The 20,199-nt window shown below is 52.4% G+C and carries 18 protein-coding genes; 5 read left to right on the forward strand and 13 right to left on the reverse strand.

Features of this window, described 5'->3' with window-relative positions:
• The first annotated feature begins 30 nt into the window (after nt 1-30).
• The 4 genes from CHB92_RS03875 to CHB92_RS03890 all read left to right on the forward strand — a co-directional run bounded on the left by CHB92_RS03875 (nt 31) and on the right by CHB92_RS03890 (nt 2,986).
• Nucleotides 31-480, forward strand: coding sequence for a YhcH/YjgK/YiaL family protein (locus tag CHB92_RS03875; protein ID WP_089317845.1), 450 nt, complete (start codon nt 31-33; stop codon nt 478-480).
• 254 nt (nt 481-734) lie between these two features.
• Entirely contained in the window at nt 735-959 is a 225-nt protein-coding gene (locus CHB92_RS26415; RefSeq protein WP_089317846.1) for a GNAT family N-acetyltransferase, read from the forward strand.
• 118 nt (nt 960-1,077) lie between these two features.
• Complete coding sequence (locus CHB92_RS03885; protein ID WP_089317895.1) at nt 1,078-2,472, forward strand: MATE family efflux transporter; 1,395 nt, start codon at nt 1,078-1,080, stop codon at nt 2,470-2,472.
• A 34-nt stretch (nt 2,473-2,506) separates the two neighbouring features.
• Nucleotides 2,507-2,986 carry a GNAT family N-acetyltransferase gene (locus tag CHB92_RS03890; RefSeq protein WP_089317847.1) on the forward strand — a complete coding sequence of 160 codons (480 nt, stop codon included), beginning with the start codon at nt 2,507-2,509 and terminating at the stop codon, nt 2,984-2,986.
• A 143-nt stretch (nt 2,987-3,129) separates the two neighbouring features.
• Here CHB92_RS03890 and CHB92_RS03895 read toward each other — a convergent pair whose 3' ends face one another.
• The 4 genes from CHB92_RS03895 to recQ form a co-directional block, all read right to left on the reverse strand.
• Nucleotides 3,130-3,906 (reverse strand): TIGR02757 family protein, encoded by a 777-nt coding sequence (locus CHB92_RS03895; protein ID WP_089317896.1) that lies wholly within the window; start codon nt 3,904-3,906, stop codon nt 3,130-3,132.
• Nucleotides 3,907-3,984: 78 nt separating this feature from the next.
• Nucleotides 3,985-4,707, reverse strand: a complete 723-nt coding sequence (locus CHB92_RS03900; RefSeq protein ID WP_089317848.1) for a pirin family protein — start codon at nt 4,705-4,707, stop codon at nt 3,985-3,987.
• A 186-nt stretch (nt 4,708-4,893) separates the two neighbouring features.
• Nucleotides 4,894-5,676, reverse strand: a complete 783-nt coding sequence (locus CHB92_RS03905) for an XRE family transcriptional regulator (protein ID WP_089317849.1) — start codon at nt 5,674-5,676, stop codon at nt 4,894-4,896.
• Nucleotides 5,677-5,827: 151 nt separating this feature from the next.
• Nucleotides 5,828-7,963 carry a DNA helicase RecQ gene (gene recQ, locus CHB92_RS03910; RefSeq protein ID WP_179222948.1) on the reverse strand — a complete coding sequence of 712 codons (2,136 nt, stop codon included), beginning with the start codon at nt 7,961-7,963 and terminating at the stop codon, nt 5,828-5,830.
• 161 nt (nt 7,964-8,124) lie between these two features.
• Here recQ and CHB92_RS03915 point away from each other — a divergent pair, with 161 nt between their 5' ends.
• Nucleotides 8,125-8,460, forward strand: coding sequence for a four-helix bundle copper-binding protein (locus tag CHB92_RS03915; protein WP_089317851.1), 336 nt, complete (start codon nt 8,125-8,127; stop codon nt 8,458-8,460).
• 74 nt (nt 8,461-8,534) lie between these two features.
• Here CHB92_RS03915 and CHB92_RS03920 read toward each other — a convergent pair whose 3' ends face one another.
• The 9 genes from CHB92_RS03920 to CHB92_RS03960 form a co-directional block, all read right to left on the reverse strand.
• Nucleotides 8,535-8,867: a phage holin family protein gene (locus CHB92_RS03920; RefSeq protein WP_089317852.1), complete on the reverse strand. Its 333-nt coding sequence runs from the start codon at nt 8,865-8,867 to the stop codon at nt 8,535-8,537.
• Between the two features lie 199 nt (nt 8,868-9,066).
• On the reverse strand, nt 9,067-10,137 hold the full coding sequence (locus CHB92_RS03925; protein ID WP_089317853.1) for an agmatinase family protein: 1,071 nt from the start codon (nt 10,135-10,137) through the stop codon (nt 9,067-9,069).
• Nucleotides 10,130-11,461, reverse strand: coding sequence for a polyamine aminopropyltransferase (gene speE / locus CHB92_RS03930; RefSeq protein WP_089317854.1), 1,332 nt, complete (start codon nt 11,459-11,461; stop codon nt 10,130-10,132). The genes CHB92_RS03925 and speE overlap by 8 nt, the downstream gene beginning before the upstream one ends.
• A 161-nt stretch (nt 11,462-11,622) precedes the next feature.
• Entirely contained in the window at nt 11,623-12,435 is an 813-nt protein-coding gene (locus CHB92_RS03935) for a putative phage abortive infection protein (RefSeq protein ID WP_089317855.1), read from the reverse strand.
• A 92-nt stretch (nt 12,436-12,527) separates the two neighbouring features.
• Nucleotides 12,528-13,175, reverse strand: a complete 648-nt coding sequence (locus tag CHB92_RS03940; RefSeq protein WP_245842271.1) for a chemotaxis protein CheC — start codon at nt 13,173-13,175, stop codon at nt 12,528-12,530.
• A gap of 26 nt (nt 13,176-13,201) precedes the next feature.
• The gene (locus tag CHB92_RS03945; RefSeq protein WP_089317856.1) at nt 13,202-14,842 is read right to left on the reverse strand and encodes a chemotaxis protein CheA; all 1,641 of its coding nucleotides are present in this window, start codon (nt 14,840-14,842) and stop codon (nt 13,202-13,204) included.
• 128 nt (nt 14,843-14,970) lie between these two features.
• Nucleotides 14,971-15,345: a response regulator gene (locus tag CHB92_RS03950; protein WP_089317857.1), complete on the reverse strand. Its 375-nt coding sequence runs from the start codon at nt 15,343-15,345 to the stop codon at nt 14,971-14,973.
• 24 nt (nt 15,346-15,369) lie between these two features.
• Nucleotides 15,370-15,954 (reverse strand): chemotaxis protein CheW, encoded by a 585-nt coding sequence (locus CHB92_RS03955; protein ID WP_089317858.1) that lies wholly within the window; start codon nt 15,952-15,954, stop codon nt 15,370-15,372.
• Nucleotides 15,954-20,198: a HAMP domain-containing protein gene (locus tag CHB92_RS03960; protein ID WP_245842273.1), complete on the reverse strand. Its 4,245-nt coding sequence runs from the start codon at nt 20,196-20,198 to the stop codon at nt 15,954-15,956. Before CHB92_RS03960 ends, CHB92_RS03955 begins: the two co-directional genes overlap by 1 nt.
• Between the last annotated feature and the right edge of the window lies 1 nt (nt 20,199).

Genomic DNA, 20,199 nt, shown 5'->3' on the forward strand with positions numbered 1-20,199 from the left:
TGATACATCCTCACCTTAACCTGAACACCCATGATTGTAGACAAACTTTCCAATGCTCCCCGCTACTTCTCCTTGCACCCGCTTTTTGAGCAGGCTTTTCGCTTTCTGCAGGACGCTGACCTGACGGCCCTGCCGATCGGCAAACAAGCCATCGTGGGCAAAGAGCTGTTTGCCATTATCTCCGACGGTATTGGCATACCCGAGCAAGACGCCAAACTGGAGGTGCACCGCAAGTATATCGACATTCAATACATCGTTTCCGGCACCGACCGCATGGGCTGGAAAGACCTAGCCCAGTGCGGCGCACCAAGTGAGCCTTATCAGGAAGAGCGCGACGCTGCTTTCTTCCCAGACAAAACCAGAAGCTGGTTCGACGTACCGGCCGGTTCTTTTACCGTTTTTTACCCGGATGATGCGCATGCCGCGATGGTGACTGAGGATAAGGTGCGCAAGATCGTCTTAAAAATTGCGGTTGAATAATTCCTGAGTTTCACCCAGGAAGCATGCACAGCACTCCAATGAAAACATGGTAAGAAACGAGCAGGTTGCTGATCCAACCTTTGACTTATGAACAGCTTGTTTTTTAGGTTGAGCAGGTCATACTCCCGTCAGTGGCAAATAACTCAAATTACCTGTTCTTAATCTTGTGGACGATCATTACATAGAGAAAAGGCAATGGTACGCGACCTTTGCTTTAAAGGAAAACCGGGCACATCGGGTGAAGTTGAAGTGAGTTGCGGCACGTACAACGTTTTCAGGGGCAGGGCTACATGACAGAAGCCCTGGCCGGAATTTCAGGATGGAACTTCACACAGGGAGGCATCAAGGCCGTACTTGCTGAAACTGAAAAAGACTGCCTGGCCTCGCACAGGACCTTACCCAAGAATAACTTTCAGGCAGTTCAGGAGCAGAATAACATGATTTGGTGGCGTCTAAGTAAAAAAGCCTTTAAAAGCTAAGCACTGTCTTGGTGTGTCCCCCGTACTTTTGCAGGTAGGTGAAGGTTTCTTAAGCAGTGACTATGTTTTAAAAGGTCGCTACTCTTGCTTTCCCTCCAAAAAGGACCACTTCTCCCCTATGGCTAATTTTAAGGAATTTCTGCAGCTGGTTTGGTCGGCCATCAAGGGCAAGGAACAGGACTATACGTCTTTGGGCATAAAACGCAGCATCGTGCTGCTGGCGATCCCTATGATCCTGGAAATGCTGATGGAGTCGCTGTTTGCCATCGTGGACATCTTTTTTGTGGGCAAGCTTGGCGCAAACGCACTGGCCACAGTAGGACTGACAGAATCGGTGCTGATGATCATCTATGCCGTGGGCATGGGCATCAGCATTGCGGCAACGGCAATGGTGTCGCGGCGTGTTGGGGAAAAGAATTACCTGGAGGCGGGCAGTATTACCTTTCAGTTGATTGTAACGGGTGTGGGGCTGGCGCTCTTGTTAGGGGGTGTCGCCACTTTCTTTGCGGAAGAGTCCCTGGCGCTCATGGGCGCTGCACCAGAGGTCATTAGCACCGGCCTGCGGTACACGCAGATCATATTCGCCGGTAATATCGTCATCATTCTACTTTTCCTCATCAATGGCGCCTTCCGTGGAGCGGGGCAGCCTCATCTGGCTATGCGTGCCCTCTGGCTCTCCAATGGTATCAATATACTGCTCGACCCTCTCCTGATATTTGGGCTTGGCAGCTTGGAGGGGCTAGGCCTGGCTGGTGCTGCCTGGGCCACCACTATAGGCCGGAGCATGGGCGTTGTGTACCAATGCTATCACCTGCTAAACGGCAAGCATTTGCTTCAGATAGCCCGCCAGAACCTCGTGCTGCGTTTCTCGATGGTGATCCGGATACTGAAGCTCTCTTCCGGAGGCATCGGGCAATACCTCATCGATTCGGCCAGCTGGATCTTTCTGACTCGGTTGGTGGCAGAGTTTGGCAGTAACGCACTTGCCGGCTATACCATTGCCTTCCGCGTGATCGTTTTCACCATCCTGCCAGCCTGGGGCTTGTCTTCTGCTGCGGCCACATTGGTGGGGCAAAACCTGGGGGCACGTAAAGTTAAAAGAGCGGAGCTGGCAGTCTGGCTCACGGCCCGTTATAACATGATCTTTATGGCCACAATTACCCTGTTGTTCTTTCTGTTTGGGAGAGGCCTCACCGACTTTTTTTCAGATGACGCCGAAGTGATCCTTATTGCAACAGAAGCCCTGCAAATCATTACCCTCGGCTATATCTTCTTTGGCTTAGGGATGGTGATGGTGCAGGCCTTTAACGGAGCCGGCGACACCAGAACTCCTGCTCTCATCAACATAGGTGTGCTGTTGCTGCTAGAGATTCCGCTTGCCTACGTGCTGTCTATTTACCTCGGGTTGGCTGCGACAGGCGTTTTTATAGTTATTGCCTTTTGCCACTCGCTGCACGCCCTGGTAAGCTGGTGGTTCTTCAGAAACGGAACCTGGAAGAAGGTAAGCGTTTAATTAACTTCAGACACGCTAAACATACATAAACAAGATGGTAGAACTCATCAGAACAAACTCAGACAACGCGGACTTCCGAAGGCTTGTGGCACTGTTAGACCAGGACCTGCAGTTACGGGATGGCGAAGAGCATTCTTTTTTTGCACAGTACAACAAGCTCGACAAGATTCACCACGTGGTGGTGGCTTATCAAGAGGGGGTGCCTGCAGGGTGTGGCGCCATCAAGTCCTACGCCCCGGACACGATGGAAATTAAGCGCATGTTCGTGCATGAAGCCTTCCGTAAACAGGGCATTGCCATGCGCGTGTTAAGCGAACTGGAGAAATGGGCAGAAGAACTGGGCTGCAGTGCCTGCGTTCTTGAAACAGGTAAAAGGCAACCGGAGGCCATCCGCCTGTACCAGAAAAGCAACTATGCCTTCATTCCTAATTACGGGCAATATGCCGGCGTGGAGAGCAGCGTATGCATGCGGAAGGAATTAAAATACGACGCCGAAGCGAAGGCAAGCCTATAATAAAAGCTTGTGCCAGAAAGTAGGGAAAAGCTTTTATAGGCGCGTTACCACTCGCTTTGACAAGGACGCAGCTCCTGTAACACACTCAGGAAACGTTCCAGCAAAGGGGTCGAAGCAGGTGCCAAGTAACCAGATAAACGCTGCTAAAACTTTTCCTCTACTCCCAAGCCAAAGAGGGCATAATCGTATTTGACAGGGTCTGTCGGGTCGAAGGTACGGAGGTGGGCCGTCAGTTCTTCGGCTGTTAGCCAGTCCATGCCCTTTCGGGTAATAAGGCCTAGGCGCCGCCCTACGCGCTCCACGTGCACATCGCATGGGCAGATCAGGTCACTCATTCGCATCGTGTCCCAAAGGCCGAAGTCCACGCCACAGTTGTCCTTGCGCACCATCCAGCGCAGGTACATGTTCAGACGTTTGCAGGCAGACTTACGGGCAGGGGTAGCCACATGTTTGCGCGTGCGCTGTGGGGCATCCTCCAGGCTGAACACCAGGTTATGAAAATGCTCCAGTCGGTCCTGTTGCGTCAGCAGTTGGTTTTGCTCGCCGGTAAAAGCAGTCTCCAGGCTTTCATGCTGCTCATAATACCAACGGAAGAAGTGCAGCAAATAAAGCAGATCGGTATCGTTAAAGGTACGGTGCTTAAAGCCCAGAAAGCGTGTCAGGTCCTGCTCTTGGTGGTGCAGGATAAAATCATGCGGGGCATTATCCATCAGGTCCATCAGCTTTAGACAGTTGTTAATGATCGTTTTCCGCTGCCCCCAGGCCAGGATGGCCGCAAAGAACCCGCTGATCTCAATGTCCTGCTTTTGGGTAAAGCGATGGGGAATGGAAACCGGGTCGTTGGGTACAAAAGCCGGTTGGTTGTACTTTGCTACCCGGTCGTCTAGGAGTGTTTTAATGCTTTGTAGGTCTGGATGCATCATAAAAAAAGCAGCTTGTAGAACAGGCTGCTCGTTTAATTTCACAAAAGTACGCGTTCGTTTCTTTTAAAGCCAGGCTTAATAGTTGGCCTCGTTGGCAGGTACGTCCACGAGAAGGAACTTCGCGTTGGCAGTAGCGTGCAGTCGCACTACGTCCTGCTCCTCTAGTCGTATCTGGTCGTAGGTGTCTACCTCTACATTATTCACCAGCAGGCTGCCCTCCGTTACGTACACCAGCGTTTTCCGAATCTTAAAGGTCTTGAAATCGTAGTTCTTGCCCTGCGTTAAGCTGCCATAGTAAACGGTGGAATTGGAATTAATGTAAACAACGTTCTCCAGCACTTTCTGCCCTGTTACCAGTGGCACCAGGCTATTGCCGGCATCATCCAAAAAGTCCAGCTTCATCTGCTCATAAGAGGGTGCCAGCCCCCGCTTGTTTGGTAAGAACCATAGCTGGCATGCCCGCACCGGGTTGTCGGTCTCATTTGTCTCGGAATGGGTAATTCCGGTGCCTGCGGTAATGCGCTGCACATCCCCTGCCTTTACTGTAGCCTGGTTGCCCATGTTATCCTTGTGCGTGAGTTCCCCCTTCAGCACGACCGTTACAATTTCCATTTCTGCACTCGGGTGTGAGGGGAAGCCCGTGTGGGGCTGAATGACATCATCGTTAAACACGCGCAAAGGGCCGAACTGGACGTTGCTGGGGTCATAGTAATCGGCAAAAGAAAAAAGATAGTATGACTCAAGCCAGTCCCCTACGTTTGCCTTGTGCCGTTCGGAAGCGCTTATCAGTTTTATCATAGTGCAAGTTTGAGATAATGCATGGGATAAATTACAGGAGCCTTTTACTCGGGGCTCTGCTATGCCTTTACGCATATAGTCATTTCTTGTTAGAAAAACAGCCTCACACGCCCCTACAGCCACAAATAAGCCTGACACTGCGTTCTTAAGCGCAATGCCAGGCTTATATTATTTTAAGGTAACCGGCTACTCTACTTTTTTCAGCTTTTGGACTTCTTTCTGCAGGTCCAGCACAATCGATGAAAGTTTGTCGAGTGACAGGTCCGCGATCGGGAAAGTAGAGCTGATGTAAGACTTTGCCTCCCAAATCTCCACTACGTCCCCTATATGCACCTCATACGGAGAATAAACCGGGTTGTCGGAGTGCAGGCGAAGCATAGCGCCATCCTGTATTTTATTAAATACCCGCTTAAACACCACGCCTTCCTTCTGGCTCACGATAATGCAGGGGGTACCGTCCTTTATCTGGTTCCAGTCTTCAACAAAGCGCCCTACGATCACGGTACCGGATGCTATGGGAAGCATGGAATCGCCACTGATTTCGAAAGCGCGGTAGGTGCCTGTATTGCCCAGCATAGGCAACCGGAAGCGAGGCAGCTCCTCAATAAACTCTGCATCGGCGTACCCGTTCAGGTAACCGGCGCTGGCCTTGTAAGGGACCAGCTCTATATTCTCCTTCTCCTCGTTATTTACAGTGATAGCAAGCACGCGGAGTTTTCCGCCTGCAGTTGTGCCGGTAGGCTCCGCTCCGTTCCTCTCCTCTTTTGAAAGGTCGCAGGTGATGAGCTGGTCTAGCGATACTTCAAAAAGCTTTGCCACATTGACCAATGTGCTAAGCTTAGGTTCTGCTCTTCCCTCCTCGTAAGCTCCCACCAGCGAGCGCTTGATGTCTAATTTTTCTGCCAGTTGTGCCTGGGTGAATCCAGCGCGCTTACGCAGATGCCTGATGTTAGAAGTAACCACTTGCATAGCTCCCTTTTAGGTTATAGATATTCTGATGTAAAAATACTAAAACCAAAAAATATTTACTAATTTTTTTAGCATTATATTTTAGTTTTTCAAAAAGTATTTTATGTGGCAGGTAGGGAGACAACCTGCACGGCCTGCTTGCCAATTTCACCTACCAGGTGTTCTCTTTCTTATAGAGCGATACAGACAAGCGGATTTTATGGTAGTCATACTGCTCCTGCAGTGCCTCGTACAAGTCCTTTAGCTTTGCCTCTGCCCCTAGCTTGGCAATGGCCCGGCTAATTGCCTTGTACTCAGCCTTGCTAACATAAGGAGAAAGGTTTACCGGGTACCCCTGCTCATAAAGGGTGGCAATGTGAGAGTAAACGGTAACAGGATTTAGGCTACGCTGCTTAGCGATCTGCTCTACCGAATAACCCTGCTGCAGCATTTCAAGGGTAGCCAGGTGGGTCGCCCCTTTCATCTTGCTCCCCTTTTGCTGCTCTTCATTTATAAAGCCTATGATCTCGGTAATAAAGGCATCCCCGTAGCGCTCGAACTTTTGCGCGCCTACCCCCGAAATAGACAGCATGGCAATTTTATTCGTTGGTCGCTCTGCCGCCATTTCCTGCAAAGTCGTGTCCGTGAATACTACATAAGGAGGCACCCCATGCTCATCGGCAATACCTTTCCTCAAGCTGCGCAGGCGCTCAAAAAGGGCGTCTTTCAACAGTTCCCGCTTCGGCCTTGGCTTCATAGCCGGCTCATCCTGCTTCACCTCTTCAAACTTCACGAGCTGCACCTTACGCCCCTCAAACAAGACCTGCCGGCTCTGCTCGGTCAGCTTCAGGGTATAGCCCTGGTCATAGGCCATCTCCAACAAGCCGCCGTTTAGCATCTGGTGCAGGTAACGGTTCCAGTCCAGTGTGCTCACGTCGCGGCCGGCCCCGTAGGTTTTCACCTTGTCAAAACCGGCCTGCAATACCTGGCTGTTGCGGGCGCCGCGGAGCACATCCACCAACAGGCCCATGTTTGCCTGCTCCTGTGTACGGGCCACGGCTGACAGGGCTTTCTGGGCAAGTAAAGTTCCATCGAAGGTGGTGGGCGGGTTCCGGCAGATGTCACAGTTCCCACAGTCTTTCTCCATGGTCTCCCCGAAGTACTGCAGCAGGATGCGCCGTCGGCAGGCGGCAGCCTCCGCGAATTGCTGCATGCGCTCCAGCTTCACGAGTTGCAGCTCCGTCTGCTTCTGGTCGCTCTCATTCTCCTGCAGCATGTTGCGCATGTTCATCACATCCGCAAAGCTATAGAAGAGCAGGGCCTCCGAGCTGGCCCCATCCCTCCCGGCACGGCCTATCTCCTGGTAGTAGCCCTCAATGTTCTTGGGCAGGTTATAGTGGATCACCCAGCGCACATTCGACTTATCGATGCCCATACCAAAGGCAATGGTGGCACACACGATCTGCACGTCGTCGCGCAGGAAGGCTTCCTGTGCCCTGGCCCGCTGGGGGGCCGACATACCGGCATGGTAGTAAGTCGCATTGTAACCGCTTGCTTTTAGCTTGTTAGCCAGCGACTCGGTGGCCTTGCGGCTCAGGCAGTAAACAATACCCGGCTGCCTGTGCCGCCGCGACAGGAAGTCCGTGATCCTGTTAAAGCGGTCTTTCCCCGGCTTTACCATTAGGTTAATGTTGGGCCGGTCGAAAGAAGAAATAAAAACAGCGGGATCCCGTAGGTACAGTTGCTCCTGTATGTCTTTCTGCGTGAGTTTATCAGCTGTGGCCGTAAGGGCGATGACCGGAGTAGTTGGAAACTGCTGCTTCAGCGCCTTTAACTGGGTATATTCAGGCCGGAAATCATGCCCCCAGGAAGAAATACAGTGTGCTTCGTCTACAGCAAAAAGAGAGACATTCACTCGTTTCAGAAAAGAAAGGAAACCGGAGGAAAGTAATTTCTCCGGCGACACGTACAAGAGTTTCAGTTTGCCCTCCAGGCACTCATTCTCCGTTTTGTACTGTTGCTCGGCACTGAGCGAGCTGTTGAGGTACGCTGCCGGAATGCCATTTGCCAGCAAGGCCTCCACCTGGTCCTTCATCAGGGCAATGAGCGGAGACACAACCACACAAAGCCCTGGCAACACCACGGCAGGCACCTGAAAACAGACAGACTTACCCCCTCCTGTCGGCATCAGCACCACCACGTCTTTCTGCTGAAGGACGGTGTCGATGATCTGCTCCTGCATCGGGCGGAACTTTTCGTACCCGAAGTATAACTTAAGTGCTTCCCTTGCCTCTCTTATTGTTACCATTATTCGCTCTCTCCCTTATGCAGGCACCCCTGCTAATTTTCTTCTCGTCAGGCCTCAAAGATACTAATTATTTTAGGCTTCTGCTCTCGCAGCGACGCTATGAGGAACTATGTACACCCGCTAGCGTACCTTTACTCAACTGTGAACAATAAAAGAAAGCTATGAAATCAGAAAAAACAAACAAGCTCGAACATGAACTGGTAAAATGCATGACCGCCTGTGAGACCTGTGCCACCTTGTGCCTGCAGGAAGATGACGTCAAGAAGATGGCTCGTTGCATCATGGTGCTGCGCGACTGTTCCGATATCTGCATGCTCACGGCAAAGTTTGTGGGGCGCAGCTCTGAACATGCCAAGCACGTGATGAAGGAGTGCATTGAGATATGCCGTATATGTGCTGAGGAAACAGGCAAGTTCGAAACTGACCATTGCCAGCACTGCTCTGCTATTTGCAAAGAATGCGTAGAGGCCTGCGAGACGTGGATGCAAACGAAGTAAGCCGCCAGCATTACTCCTCAAGCAAGAGAGGCCAGCAAGTTTTGCTGGCCTCTCTTGCTTGAGGGGCTTCCTTTTTAGAAAACCATGTCCAGAATAGAAGTGACAAGCGACAGGATCAGGCTAAACAGCAGGGCGGCAAAGAAACCGTCTACGCGAAAGCCGATCACCAGCTCACCGGCGATGATGATGATCAGGGCGTTTATGACAAGTAAAAACAAGCCGAGCGTGAAAATAGTGATGGGAATAGTAAGCAGTACCAGCACCGGCCGCACGACGGCATTTAACACTGCCAGCACCATCGCCAGGATAAGGGCCGAGAGAAAACCATCGATCTCAATGCCCGGTAACCAGTAAGAAGTGAGCATGGCTGCCACCCCTGTTAAAAGTAGACTTACAATAAATTTCATTTTTTCTGATTCTTGGGCGAATATCCTTTATTATTTATTGCTATATATCTATGCATACGTTGCCCTGGCGGTTTTAGATGGCTCCGAAGCCCTGCCCACAAAAAAGCCCCAGGAGCTATACGCTCCATAGGGCTTTCAGAAGTATGCTTTCTGTTAGCTTCGTACAGGCCTTTTACCCATTCCTTTCACAAAGCTTTAGCTATAGCTGTGCCTCCAGGCGCCCCTGCGACACGGCAGACCAGTTGCAAAGCTTGTACAGCAGGCGGGCGCCCACGTTCCCATTCCACTCGCTGTCACCTGGCGCTACCTCGTTCAGGTCAAAGCCAATGATTTCACGACCGGATTTCACCAGCTGCTTCATTAAGAAAATTGCCTGCTCAAACTCCAGGCCTCCTGGCACTGGGGTACCGGTGCCGGGGCATAGTTTCGGGTCTAGGCCATCTATATCAAAGCTGATGTACACTTTCTGCGGCAGTTGGGCAATGATTTTTTTACACGCCTTTTTCCAGCTGTCGCCGGCGTACATGTTTTCCTTCATGTTGGCGTCGTAGAAGATGGTTACGCGCCCATTCGACTGCTCTGCCAGCTCGGCCTCTGCCTGGCAAAGGTCGCGGATGCCTACCTGCACCAATTTCTTTACCTGGGGCAATTTTAAGGCATTGTACATGATGGAGGCATGCGAATAGGTGAAACCCTCGTAGGCCTCACGCAGATCGGCGTGGGCATCAATCTGCAGGATGCCGTACTCCTCATGCTTCTCTGCCAGGGCATGCATCAGGCCCAGCGGTGTACTATGGTCTCCGCCTACCACGCCTACCAGTTTTCCCTGCTCCAGGTAATTCAGGGCTTTTTGCTTTAGCCAGGCCAACAACTCCTCGCCTTTGGCCGTCACTTCCTGGGGCAGGTTCTCGTACTCCGAGCGCCCGATTTCAGGACTGCCGGCCTCCAGCCAGTTAATGTAAGCCTCGGCTTTGTTACGCAAGGCCTCGCTGGTAGCTGCCCACTCTTCGGATATTTCCTCCATGGCGATGCCCAGCTTCCAGGCTTCCTTGATATTGGGCTCAAAAAGGTCAAGCTGCGGCGACGCCTCTTTGATGGCCTGTGGCCCCTGCGCTGTTCCGGCGCTGTAAGACACCGTCACTTCCCATGGAATGGGAATCAGCACGACTTCGGATTCTTCGATGGTAAAGGGGAGACCGAACAGTCCACCGTTGATATCGCCAACCCCATTCGGGTCGAAGTTTGCTATCTTCTGTTCTTTGCTATTCATCTGATGATTCTACGGAATATGCCTCAATTGTTTTTTGCCCGCCCTGCTGCAACAGTTCCTTCACGAAGTTCGGTAAGGCAAAGGCGGCACGGTGAATTTCCTCGTTATAGTATTTCAGGCCCTGCTCTTTTGAGAACTTGGCCGCCGCCTCCCGATCGAAGCGCAGTGGGGTTGATTCTCCTTTAGAGGAGTAAGAGAAGCTCCAGGTACCGGTCGGGTAGGTAGGAATGGCTGCCAGGTAGCAGTGTACCTTGTCCTGGCCGAATATCTTCTTATAGGTATCGTATATCTCAACGAACACCGCACTGTTAAAGCGCGGTGACTCCGACTGGGTAATCATCACGCCATCCGCAGTCAGGCAGCGGTGCACCTGCTGGTAAAACTCAGCTGTGAACAGCCCTTCTCCCGGACCCACCGGATCCGCAGAGTCCACGATGATCAGATCATAACGGCCGTCTTCACAGTTATTGATATACTGGATGCCGTCCTCAATGAGCAGATTCAAGCGAGGATTCCCGAAGGCTACCGCTGTTTCGGGTAAGTGAAGCTTACAGGCCTCTATCACTAACTCGTCTATCTCGACCAGTGTCACTTCCTCTAACTGCTCATGGCGAAGTAATTCCCGTACCGTACCGCCGTCACCGCCTCCGATCACCAACGCACGTTTCGCTTTCGTGTGGCTGAACATAGGCACGTGGGTGATCATCTCGTGGTACACGTACTCGTCTTTCTGGGTACACATTACCATACCGTCCAACGTCAGCATGTTACCATAAGCCAGTGTCTCGTATACCTCTACCCGCTGGTAAGGCGAGTCCTTTTTGTACAGCTGATTGCCAGAATGCTTCAATGACAGGGCGATGTTTTCGTCACGCTCCGTAAACCACACATCCCGGGTTATGGCGCCATCTGCCTCTACTGTTTTAGGAGGCAAATTACGAAGCGCTTCCAGGTTAAAGTCCGTACGCTTCAGCAGGCTTAACTGCCCACGGCGCAGCTCCATGGAGGAGCCGTGGCCTGCCTGGAAAGCCTCTTTCAGGTAAGTGTAGGATACCCAGGGATCCACCGTTTCGCCGCATGTGAAAAGGTCTACGGCCGCATACCCATACTCCGGCCAGGTATGAATGGCCAGGTGACTTTCCTGTATCACCACAACACCGGAAACGCCATAAGGTGAAAAGTGGTGAAACGTACTGTTAATCACAGTGGCACCGGCAGTTTCGGCCGCCACCACCATGCTGTTCTCTATATGAACGACGTCGTTCATCAGGTCAGGAGAACAATCGTAAAACTCAACTAATATGTGTCTACCTAAAGCGTTCATCTAGGGGTATGAAAGGTTAAAAATAGATAAGAGAGCAAAAAAACGAATTCTGACGCTATAATCAAAAGTACCGCCTTCGCAGTAAGGTATACTCCCCTGCCTACCAGAGAGTTAATTATTTGACTCCTTTGCTTGCTGTGCCTCCCTTTGCCAGAAGCCATTTAATCGCTTGCCAGCTCCTGCTGCACGATCTGCTCCACTTTATACTCCGCTGCCAGGTCCTCGAACACATGAAAGGTATCATTAAAGGCAATGAACTCCTTTAACAGGCTGAACTGTGCCACGTGGTAGATGAGGAACAGTTCTGACTGGGTAAAGCTGGCTTTGGTAATAAAACTGTAATACTCCCCTGCGTCCTCGGTTTCGGAGCGATAGCGCTGTATAAGCCGGAAGAGCACGCTCAGGTTCTTGAGGTAAGGGTTAAGGCGGGACTGGTAAAAAGAGAAATGATAGGTAAAGTACTCCTCAAAGATGCCGTACAGGTTCTCCCGCGTGCGCTCATCCTTCTCCAGGCCCCGTACTTTCTGCACGAAGGAGGTGAGTACTTTCTCCTGAAAAAAGACAAAGAAGTTGCTCCCGCTCCACTCACTTTTGTTAATGTCATAGGCTTTGAGGGAGTCGATGACATCGTTGTGTTTATTGATGAAGCTGATAAAGAGGGTCGAGAAGTTCTGCTGCTGAAAGATCGTCTGCGTTTTGTGCAGCTCAAAGCGCTGTAGCTCAAATTCCCGTTTTTGGTAAGTAAGGGTAGCGAAGAAAAGAAAAACGCCCGCCAGGGCCCACAGCGAGCCCACGATACCTCCGATAAACTCTCCGTACTGTCCGAACACTCCCTCCCGGTTGGCCGGCTCCGCGTAGAGCTCCTGCACCAGGTTAAACTTGATCGTACCCCAAACCAAGACCACAGCCCCTGCTATAATTAAGGCATAGCCAGTAAGCTCGTATTTGCTCAGTTTTTTTCTGTCTTCAGGCATAAAGGGTAAGTATAAGCGATTCGGGAATAAGATTCCGGAAGTCTTCCACTTCTCGTTCCCAATGGTACGGGCTATACTTACTGCTATTCGCCTTAATCTGTTTCTGTCAGGTTGTTTTTGCCCAGTTCAAAGGCACGGATAATATCGAGTATCTTCAGAAAGGTTTTGGAATCGAAGAAGAGCAGCAGGGGCAACTCCACGCTCCTGGAATTATGCGTAAACTGCGTGATAACCGTAAAAACAAGCGGTTGAAAAAGCGGGTGCTGCACCAGGATATCCTTCAGGGAGTCGGCCATATGGCTTTGCGGGGCTTTTGGGGGAGACCCGTAAATGCTGCACTTCAGAATATTAGCCAGTTGGGTAACAAGCGCTCCGGTTATGATGTTGCTGATTTCCAGTAGCAGCGACTCCTGCATAACAGAGAGCTCTCCCTTCTGCACATCCAGCATAGCGAGGCAAACCTCAGAGAGGCGAATGATGTGATCGTCGGAGAAGAGCATCAGGGTGGCGCCATTAAAGTCCCCTTTTATGTCGGACTGTATGATGACGTGGGTATCTTCATACTTCGCCACCAAGCCCAGGAGCTCCTTTACCTCGATCAGTTGAATATCAGGCACCTTCAGCAGCACCTTGTCCTTCGCGATAGCTGCGAAAGAATCTGCTGCCCGGGCTAACCCGATGTTCAGAATCTCCTTGATAATGTCTCGCTCTAACTCCGTTATGTGCGGTTCCGTCATCATTGTGTCGCGTTAGTGTTCCCTTCGCCTCAACCCTGTCTTCGGTTTATAAAGTAGCGTGTCAGGGCCGGCACGTCCAGCACCAAACACACCTTACCTGTTCCCAGTAAAGTCACCCCCCCGTACAGGTCTATTGATTCCAGTGGTTTGCTGAGTGGCTTTACCACGATATCCTGCTGCCTGTACAGTTTGTCTACAATTAACCCCAGCTTCCTGTTGTTGTAGGACACCACAATAATGTTCTGTACCTGTCCTTTTAAGCGGGTCTTGTCTCCGAGTCGCATATCTGCCTCCGGGGCATTCAAAAGCTCGTGCAGGTACACTACCGTTACGGTCTCCCCTTTCAAATCTGTGATGAGCACGTCCCCCACCTCGTGCAGTTCATCCTTGTCCAGGGCCACGACCTGGTCTGTGTGTATGAGCGGGATGGCGTAAAATATCCCGTTTACCTCAAACAGCAGGGCTCCCTTTACGGCAATCGAGGTCGGCAGGAGCATGGAAAAAGTGGTGCCCTTTCCTTTCTCTGTTTCCAGTGTCAGGCGCCCACCGATGGAGTCGATGGCGTTCTTTACCACGTCCAGCCCCACTCCCCGGCCAGAGTACTCTGTTACTTCCTTCGCGGTGGAGAAGCCAGGCTCAAACAGGAAGGAAAGGGTTTCCGTCTCATCCAGCCCGGCAGCTACCTCCTCGGTTACGAGTTTACGCTCCACGGCCGTCTTCTGCACTTTGCGCAGGTCAATGCCCCTGCCATCGTCCGAAAGCTCCAGCAAAACGTTCTCCCGGTCGCTCTGTGCCCGCAGGCGCAGGTGCCCTACCCGTGACTTTCCTTTCTTTTCCCGCTCCTCAGGCCGCTCCAGGCCATGCGTAATCGCATTGCGGACCAGGTGCAGCAGCGAGTCGGTTATGATCTGCAGAATGTTCCGGTCAATCTGTATGTCCTGGCCTGTCAACTCCAGGTTCACCTCTTTCTTCTCTGCCGCCGCCACATCCCGGACGATGCGGGGAAACTTATTGAAGAGCGACCCGATGTTAACCAGGCGAGCCCCCATCACGCTGTATTGCAGGTCCTCGGTGATGCGGTACAGGTGCGAACTAACGCTGGCCAGCTCATCATTACCCAGTTCTTTACTGATCGAGATGATCCGGTCCCGGTCGATCATCAGCTCGCCCACCAGGTTCATCATGTGGTCCAGCTTCTTGATCTGTATATAGATCAGCTCGGAGAGCGACAGGTTCTTAGAAGTATTGTACTTCTGCACCTTCGTGAGCTCTATCGTGCTGTCCGAGAGGTTCTCTACAATAATATCGAGGTTGCGCAGCAGTATGGGGTCAGGCTCTCCCTGGTCCGGGTTATCCACGTTTTGGATGAGCTCCCCCAGCATGTCAATCCCATCGAACAGAACCGCCACTACCTCATCGCTAAAAGCCAGTTCCTTGTTGCGGATCAGGCTAAAGGCTGTCTCCAGTTTATGCGAAACATCTGAGATCTGGAGGTAGCCAATGGCCTTGGAGTTGGCCTTCAGGTTATGCAGCAAACGGAAGATTTCGGCCAATGTCTGATCATCGTCCGGCTGTTTCTCCAGGGTGCTGATGTGCCTGTTCAAAGAGTCAAAATACTCCAGGGCCTCGGCAATAAATATTTCTTTGTACTCCTCTTCTCTCGATTTCATGTTACGCTGTCAGTTGCACTGACCTGAGGCTGCCCCCTACTCCGCTACTTGTAGTAGCGCCTTACAACTAAGCCTTTCGTAAAAGTCCCGCTGCTTCTCGCTGTTGCTTTCGGCACAGCCTTCTGAGTTTATTGCTTCGGCTCTTCGGAGAGCGCCTTGCTTACTACCTCCAGCACCTTCTCCTCTGAAAAGGGCTTTACAATATAAGAAAGAGCACCGTACTCCATCGCTTCGTTCACGATGACCTCCTGCCCCACGGCACTCACAATAATTACTTTCATGTCTGGCTGCTCAGCCTTGATCCCTTTCAACACATCCAGCCCGGTATTGTCGGGCAGGATCACATCCAGTGTGATCAGGTCAGGTTTGGTTTCCTTGGCCAGCTCCAGAGCAGTTTGCCCGTTGGGCGCCTCTCCTACCACCTCGTACCCAGCATCTGAGAGCATATTCTTCAACATGGTGCGCATGTAGAAGGAGTCGTCTACGATCAATATTCTCTTCATACTTTTAAAGTATATTTTCTTGTTTTATGCGTTCGGCAACTGATTTATCTCTTCCTGGCTCAGGATTCTGTGCATGTCCAGCACGATGATCAGGCGGTCCTCTATCTTGGCGATCCCCTCGATAAAGTTTTCCTGAATGTTAATGTCCTGGAGAAAAGAGGGGGCTCTGTCTATCCTGGAAACCGGCAGGTTGAGCGACTGGGGCATTTCCCTTACCTCTACACCGATACTGTAGTCTTTCGCCTCTATCACGAGTGTATAGGTCACGTTAGGATTGGCATCCGGCGGCAGCGACGCAGGCCGTATCTGGAAGCGCGTTTCCAGGTCCATAATGGCAATGATGTCCCCGCGGATGTTCGTCACCCCTTTTATGAAGCCAGGGGTACGTGGCATACGGGTAATAGCCGGGGTAATGGTTACCTCTTTTACCTGCTCAATTTTAATGGCATAGTACTCTGCCCCCAGCTTGAACACGATCAGGTGTACCATTTCATCCTTCTGCGGCGCAGGGGCAACGGTTGTCTGGCCATTCTCGCCTGGTTCCGCCACAGCCGGTTTTCCTTCTGCCTGGTCCTTATCTGATGATGTATTTTTTGTCTGCTTTGCCATTATCTTGTGCTGTCCTCCCTTGTCACACGGCCATTTCCTTTGTTGTTTGTTGCCAGACGTGCGTTTCCGGTGCTGGCGCGTTCCCCTTTCTGCGGTACTTTTCCGGTGACTAAGCGCGTGCGCTTGCTCCCGTTAAAAACCAGGTTTCCGTCTATCAGCTTAAAGGAGGAGATGCTTACCTGCAGGTCAGCGGCGATGTCGTTCAGGTTCTGGGAAGATGAGGTCAGTTCCTGCATGGAGCCAGACAACTGCTTGGCCGTACTGGCCACTTGCTGGGTACCGGAGGCGGTCTGCTCGGCAATGGCCACGACCTCTTCCACGTACTTCACCACGTCGCCAATAGAAGTTTTCTGAACTTCCGTGGCCGTGAGGATGTCCTGTGCCGTGCGCAGCGTTTCGCCACTGGAGGCGGCAATGTTTTTAAAGGCGCCGGAAGCTTCAAAGGTAGCGTTCTTCCCTTTCAGTACGCGTCCCTCCATGGTAGAAATCGCCGCTGCCGCAGAGGCAGTGTCCTTCTTCACGTCCTCCACCAGTGTTGCAATCTCACTGGCTGACTTGCGTGAGCCTTCCGCAAGCTTGCGAATCTCTTCGGCAACTACCGCAAAGCCACGGCCTGCCTCCCCTGCACGGGCCGCCTCAATGGCAGCGTTCAGTGCCAACAAGTTAGTCTGGGCAGCAATGTCTGTAATCACACCCAATGACTTAGATATTTCCTGGGAGCGGGAACTCAACACTTCAATGGTCTTCGAGGTAAGCGAGGCAGAACTGGAGATCTCTTCCATGTTGCGCACCACTTCGGCCACTGTTTTTAGACCCAGCTGCGAGGTTTCCTCCCCCACCTTGGCCGATTTGTTCACCACATCAGCACGGTTGGCTGTTTCCTTCGTCGCTTTCATGATCTCCTCGATCAGCTTAAAGGCCTGGTCTGTCTTAAGTGCCTGGTTTTGTGCTCCTTCTGCCATTTGCTGCATGGCCAGGGCCACGTCCAGCGTTACCTTGTTCATTTCCAGTCCTTTGGCGGCCATCTCTTCAGAGGAGCTTCCTACCACCAGGGAGGAGTCGTTGATTTCGCCCAGGAGTGTATTCAGGTTATCTACCGCCAGGTTCAGGGCATTGGCCATGTCCAGAATGTCACCGGCTGTATGGGCCTCCACTTTCTGGGTCAGGTCACCTTCCGAAATGGCCCGCACAACGCGGGACACCTCCAGTACCGGCGTTACGATGGACTCCAGCAGGTCGTTGACGGTGTCTACCAGTTCTTTCCAGCTACCTCCTACCCCTTGCAGGGTCGCGCGCTCCGTCAGCTTACCTTCCACACCCGCCACACGGGCAACGCGGCTTACCTCGCCCGCCAGGCGGTTCAGGTCCACTACCATGCTGTTAATGGTTTCGGCCAGCTCGGCTACCTCCCCTTTCGCTTCCAGGGTCAGCTTCTGGGTCAGGTCGCCTTTCGATACAGCTGTTACTACTTTTACAATGCCCCGCACCTGTGTGGTCAGGTTGGAGGCCATGGTATTTACATTATCGGTCAGGTCTTTCCACACACCGGCAACGCTTGGCACATGGGCCTGCCCGCCTAAGCGTCCTTCGGTACCAACCTCCAGGGCTACCCGCGTTACCTCCCCGGCAAAAATGTTCAGGTAATCAACCAGCTGGTTGATATTCTCTTTCAGTTCCCCGAGTTCGCCTTTCACGTCCACGGACACTTTCTGTGTTAGGTCACCTTTGGTGACCGCTGTGGCTACTTTGGCAATATCCCGTACCTGTGATGTCAGGTTGGAAGCCATGGTGTTCACGTTGTCCGTGAGCTCTTTCCAGGTGCCCCGCACTTTTGGCACATTGGCCTGACCACCTAGCTTCCCTTCCGTTCCCACTTCCCTCGCCACGCGGGTTACCTCGTCGGCAAAGATGTTGAGCGAGTCCACCATCTGGTTTAGGTTCTCTTTCAGGTCGAGGATTTCACCCCGCGCTTCTACCGATACCTTTTGGGTCAGGTCACCCTTCGCAACAGCCGTTGCGACCTTGGCGATGTCCCGTACCTGCGAGGTAAGATTCGAGGCCATGGAGTTTACATTGTCCGTCAGGTCCTTCCAGGTACCGCCTACGTTTGGCACGTTGGCCTGACCGCCTAACTTGCCCTCAGTACCTACTTCACGTGCTACTCTCGTCACCTCATCGCCAAAAATATTGAGGGAGTCCACCATGCGGTTGATGTTTTCCTTCAGCTCGGCCATCTCGCCCTTCACATCTACCGATACCTTTTGGGTCAGGTCGCCTTTGGCCACAGCCGTCGCCACATCAGCAATATCCCTTACCTGCGAGGTCAGGTTAGAGGCCATGGTGTTTACGTTATCCGTCAGGTCCTTCCAGGTACCACCCACGTTTGGCACGTTGGCCTGGCCACCCAGCTTCCCTTCCGTTCCCACTTCTCTTGCCACGCGGGTTACTTCGTCGGCAAAGATGTTGAGTGAGTCCACCATCTGGTTGATATTTTCCTTCAGCTCGGCCAACTCCCCTTTCACGTTGACGGTGATCTTCTGGCTCAGGTCTCCTTTGGCAACAGCGGTGGCTACATTGGCGATGTCCCGTACCTGAGAGGTAAGATTCGAGGCCATGTAATTCACGTTGTCGGTCAGATCTTTCCAGATCCCCGCTACGTTTGGCACATTGGCCTGTCCGCCTAATATACCTTCAGTGCCCACTTCCCGCGCTACCCGCGTTACTTCCGCGCCGAACACGTTTAGCCGGTCCACCATCTCATTCAGGATGTCCTTCAGTTCCCCGAGCTCCCCTTTCACGTCCACCGACACTTTCTGGGTCAGGTCGCCTTTTGCCACGGCTGTGGCCACATTGGCGATGTCACGCACTTGGGATGTCAGGTTCGACGTCATCAGGTTCACGTTATCGGTGAGTTCCTTCCAGGTGCCTTCCACGCGCGGCACGTTGGCCTGGCCACCCAGTTTCCCTTCCGTACCCACCTCACGTGCTACCCGCGTTACCTCCCCGGCAAAAATATTCAGGGAGTCCACCATCTGGTTGATATTGTCCTTCAAGTCGGCAATCTCCCCCTTCACGTTGACGGTGATCTTCTGCGTCAGGTCTCCTTTCGCAACCGCGGTGGACACGTTGGCGATGTCACGCATCTGGGAGGTCAGGTTCGAGGACATGGTATTCACATTATCCGTCAGGTCTTTCCATACCCCACCTACGTTTGGCACTCGCGCCTGTCCGCCCAGCTTCCCTTCCGTACCCACTTCTCTTGCCACGCGGGTTACCTCGTCGGCAAAGATGTTGAGCGAGTCCACCATCTGGTTCATGTTGTCTTTCAGCTGGGCAAACTCACCCCGCACGTCGACCGAGATCTTTTGGTTCAGGTTCCCTTTCGCTACCGCCGTGGCCACATTCGAAATATCGCGCACCTGCGAGGTCAGGTTGGAGGCCATGGTGTTTACGTTGTCGGTCAGGTCTTTCCAGACACCGGCTACGTTTGGCACAGAGGCCTGTCCGCCCAGTTTCCCTTCCGTACCTACCTCCAGCGCCACCCGGGTTACCTCCCCGGCAAAAAGGTTCAGGTTATCTATCGTGCGGTTAATGGTTTCAGCCATCACCTTAAAGTCCCCGGAAACAGGGATCTGAAAGGTCTCGTCCAGGTTGCCGCGTGAAATGTTCTTGAGAACTTTGCCCACCTCCAACACCGGCACGGCAATGGAATCCACCAAGCCGTTGATGTTGTTGATCATGTCCTTCCAGAAGCCGGAAGCGCTTTCCGCTGAGGCACGCGCCTTCAGGTTACCTTCTACCCCGGCTACTTTCGAGATACGGGACACTTCCCCGCCTACCCCACCGATCATCTCCACCATGGAATTATAGGCCTCGGCTATCTCGGCAAAGAGATCATCGTTCTGCTTGGTTAGGCGCACAGAAATATCCCCTTTTTTAAAGGCATCCAGCGCGTACAGCACTTTGTGCAATTGTTCGGTGATATATTCCGGGTTGTTCAGCTGCTTCTCTATCTTGGCAGCGTCTGCTTTCCCGTTGCCCGACTTTATATGCGGCTTTGGTGCAGGGCCGGCATTGCTATAGGCAGTCTTACCATTTTCAGCCTTTGCTGGGGCGGCAGGCTTTGCAGGAGCTTCAGGCACAGGTTTAGTTGCTGCGCCACTGTCTGCTTTTGCTTTTGGGGCAGGTTTCTTCTCTTCTTTGGCTTCCACTTCACTGATGAGCTTGTCCTTGCTCAACTTCATG

Source organism: Pontibacter ummariensis (genome assembly GCF_900188175.1).
In the GTDB taxonomy this organism is placed as follows: Bacteria; Bacteroidota; Bacteroidia; order Cytophagales; family Hymenobacteraceae; genus Pontibacter; species Pontibacter ummariensis.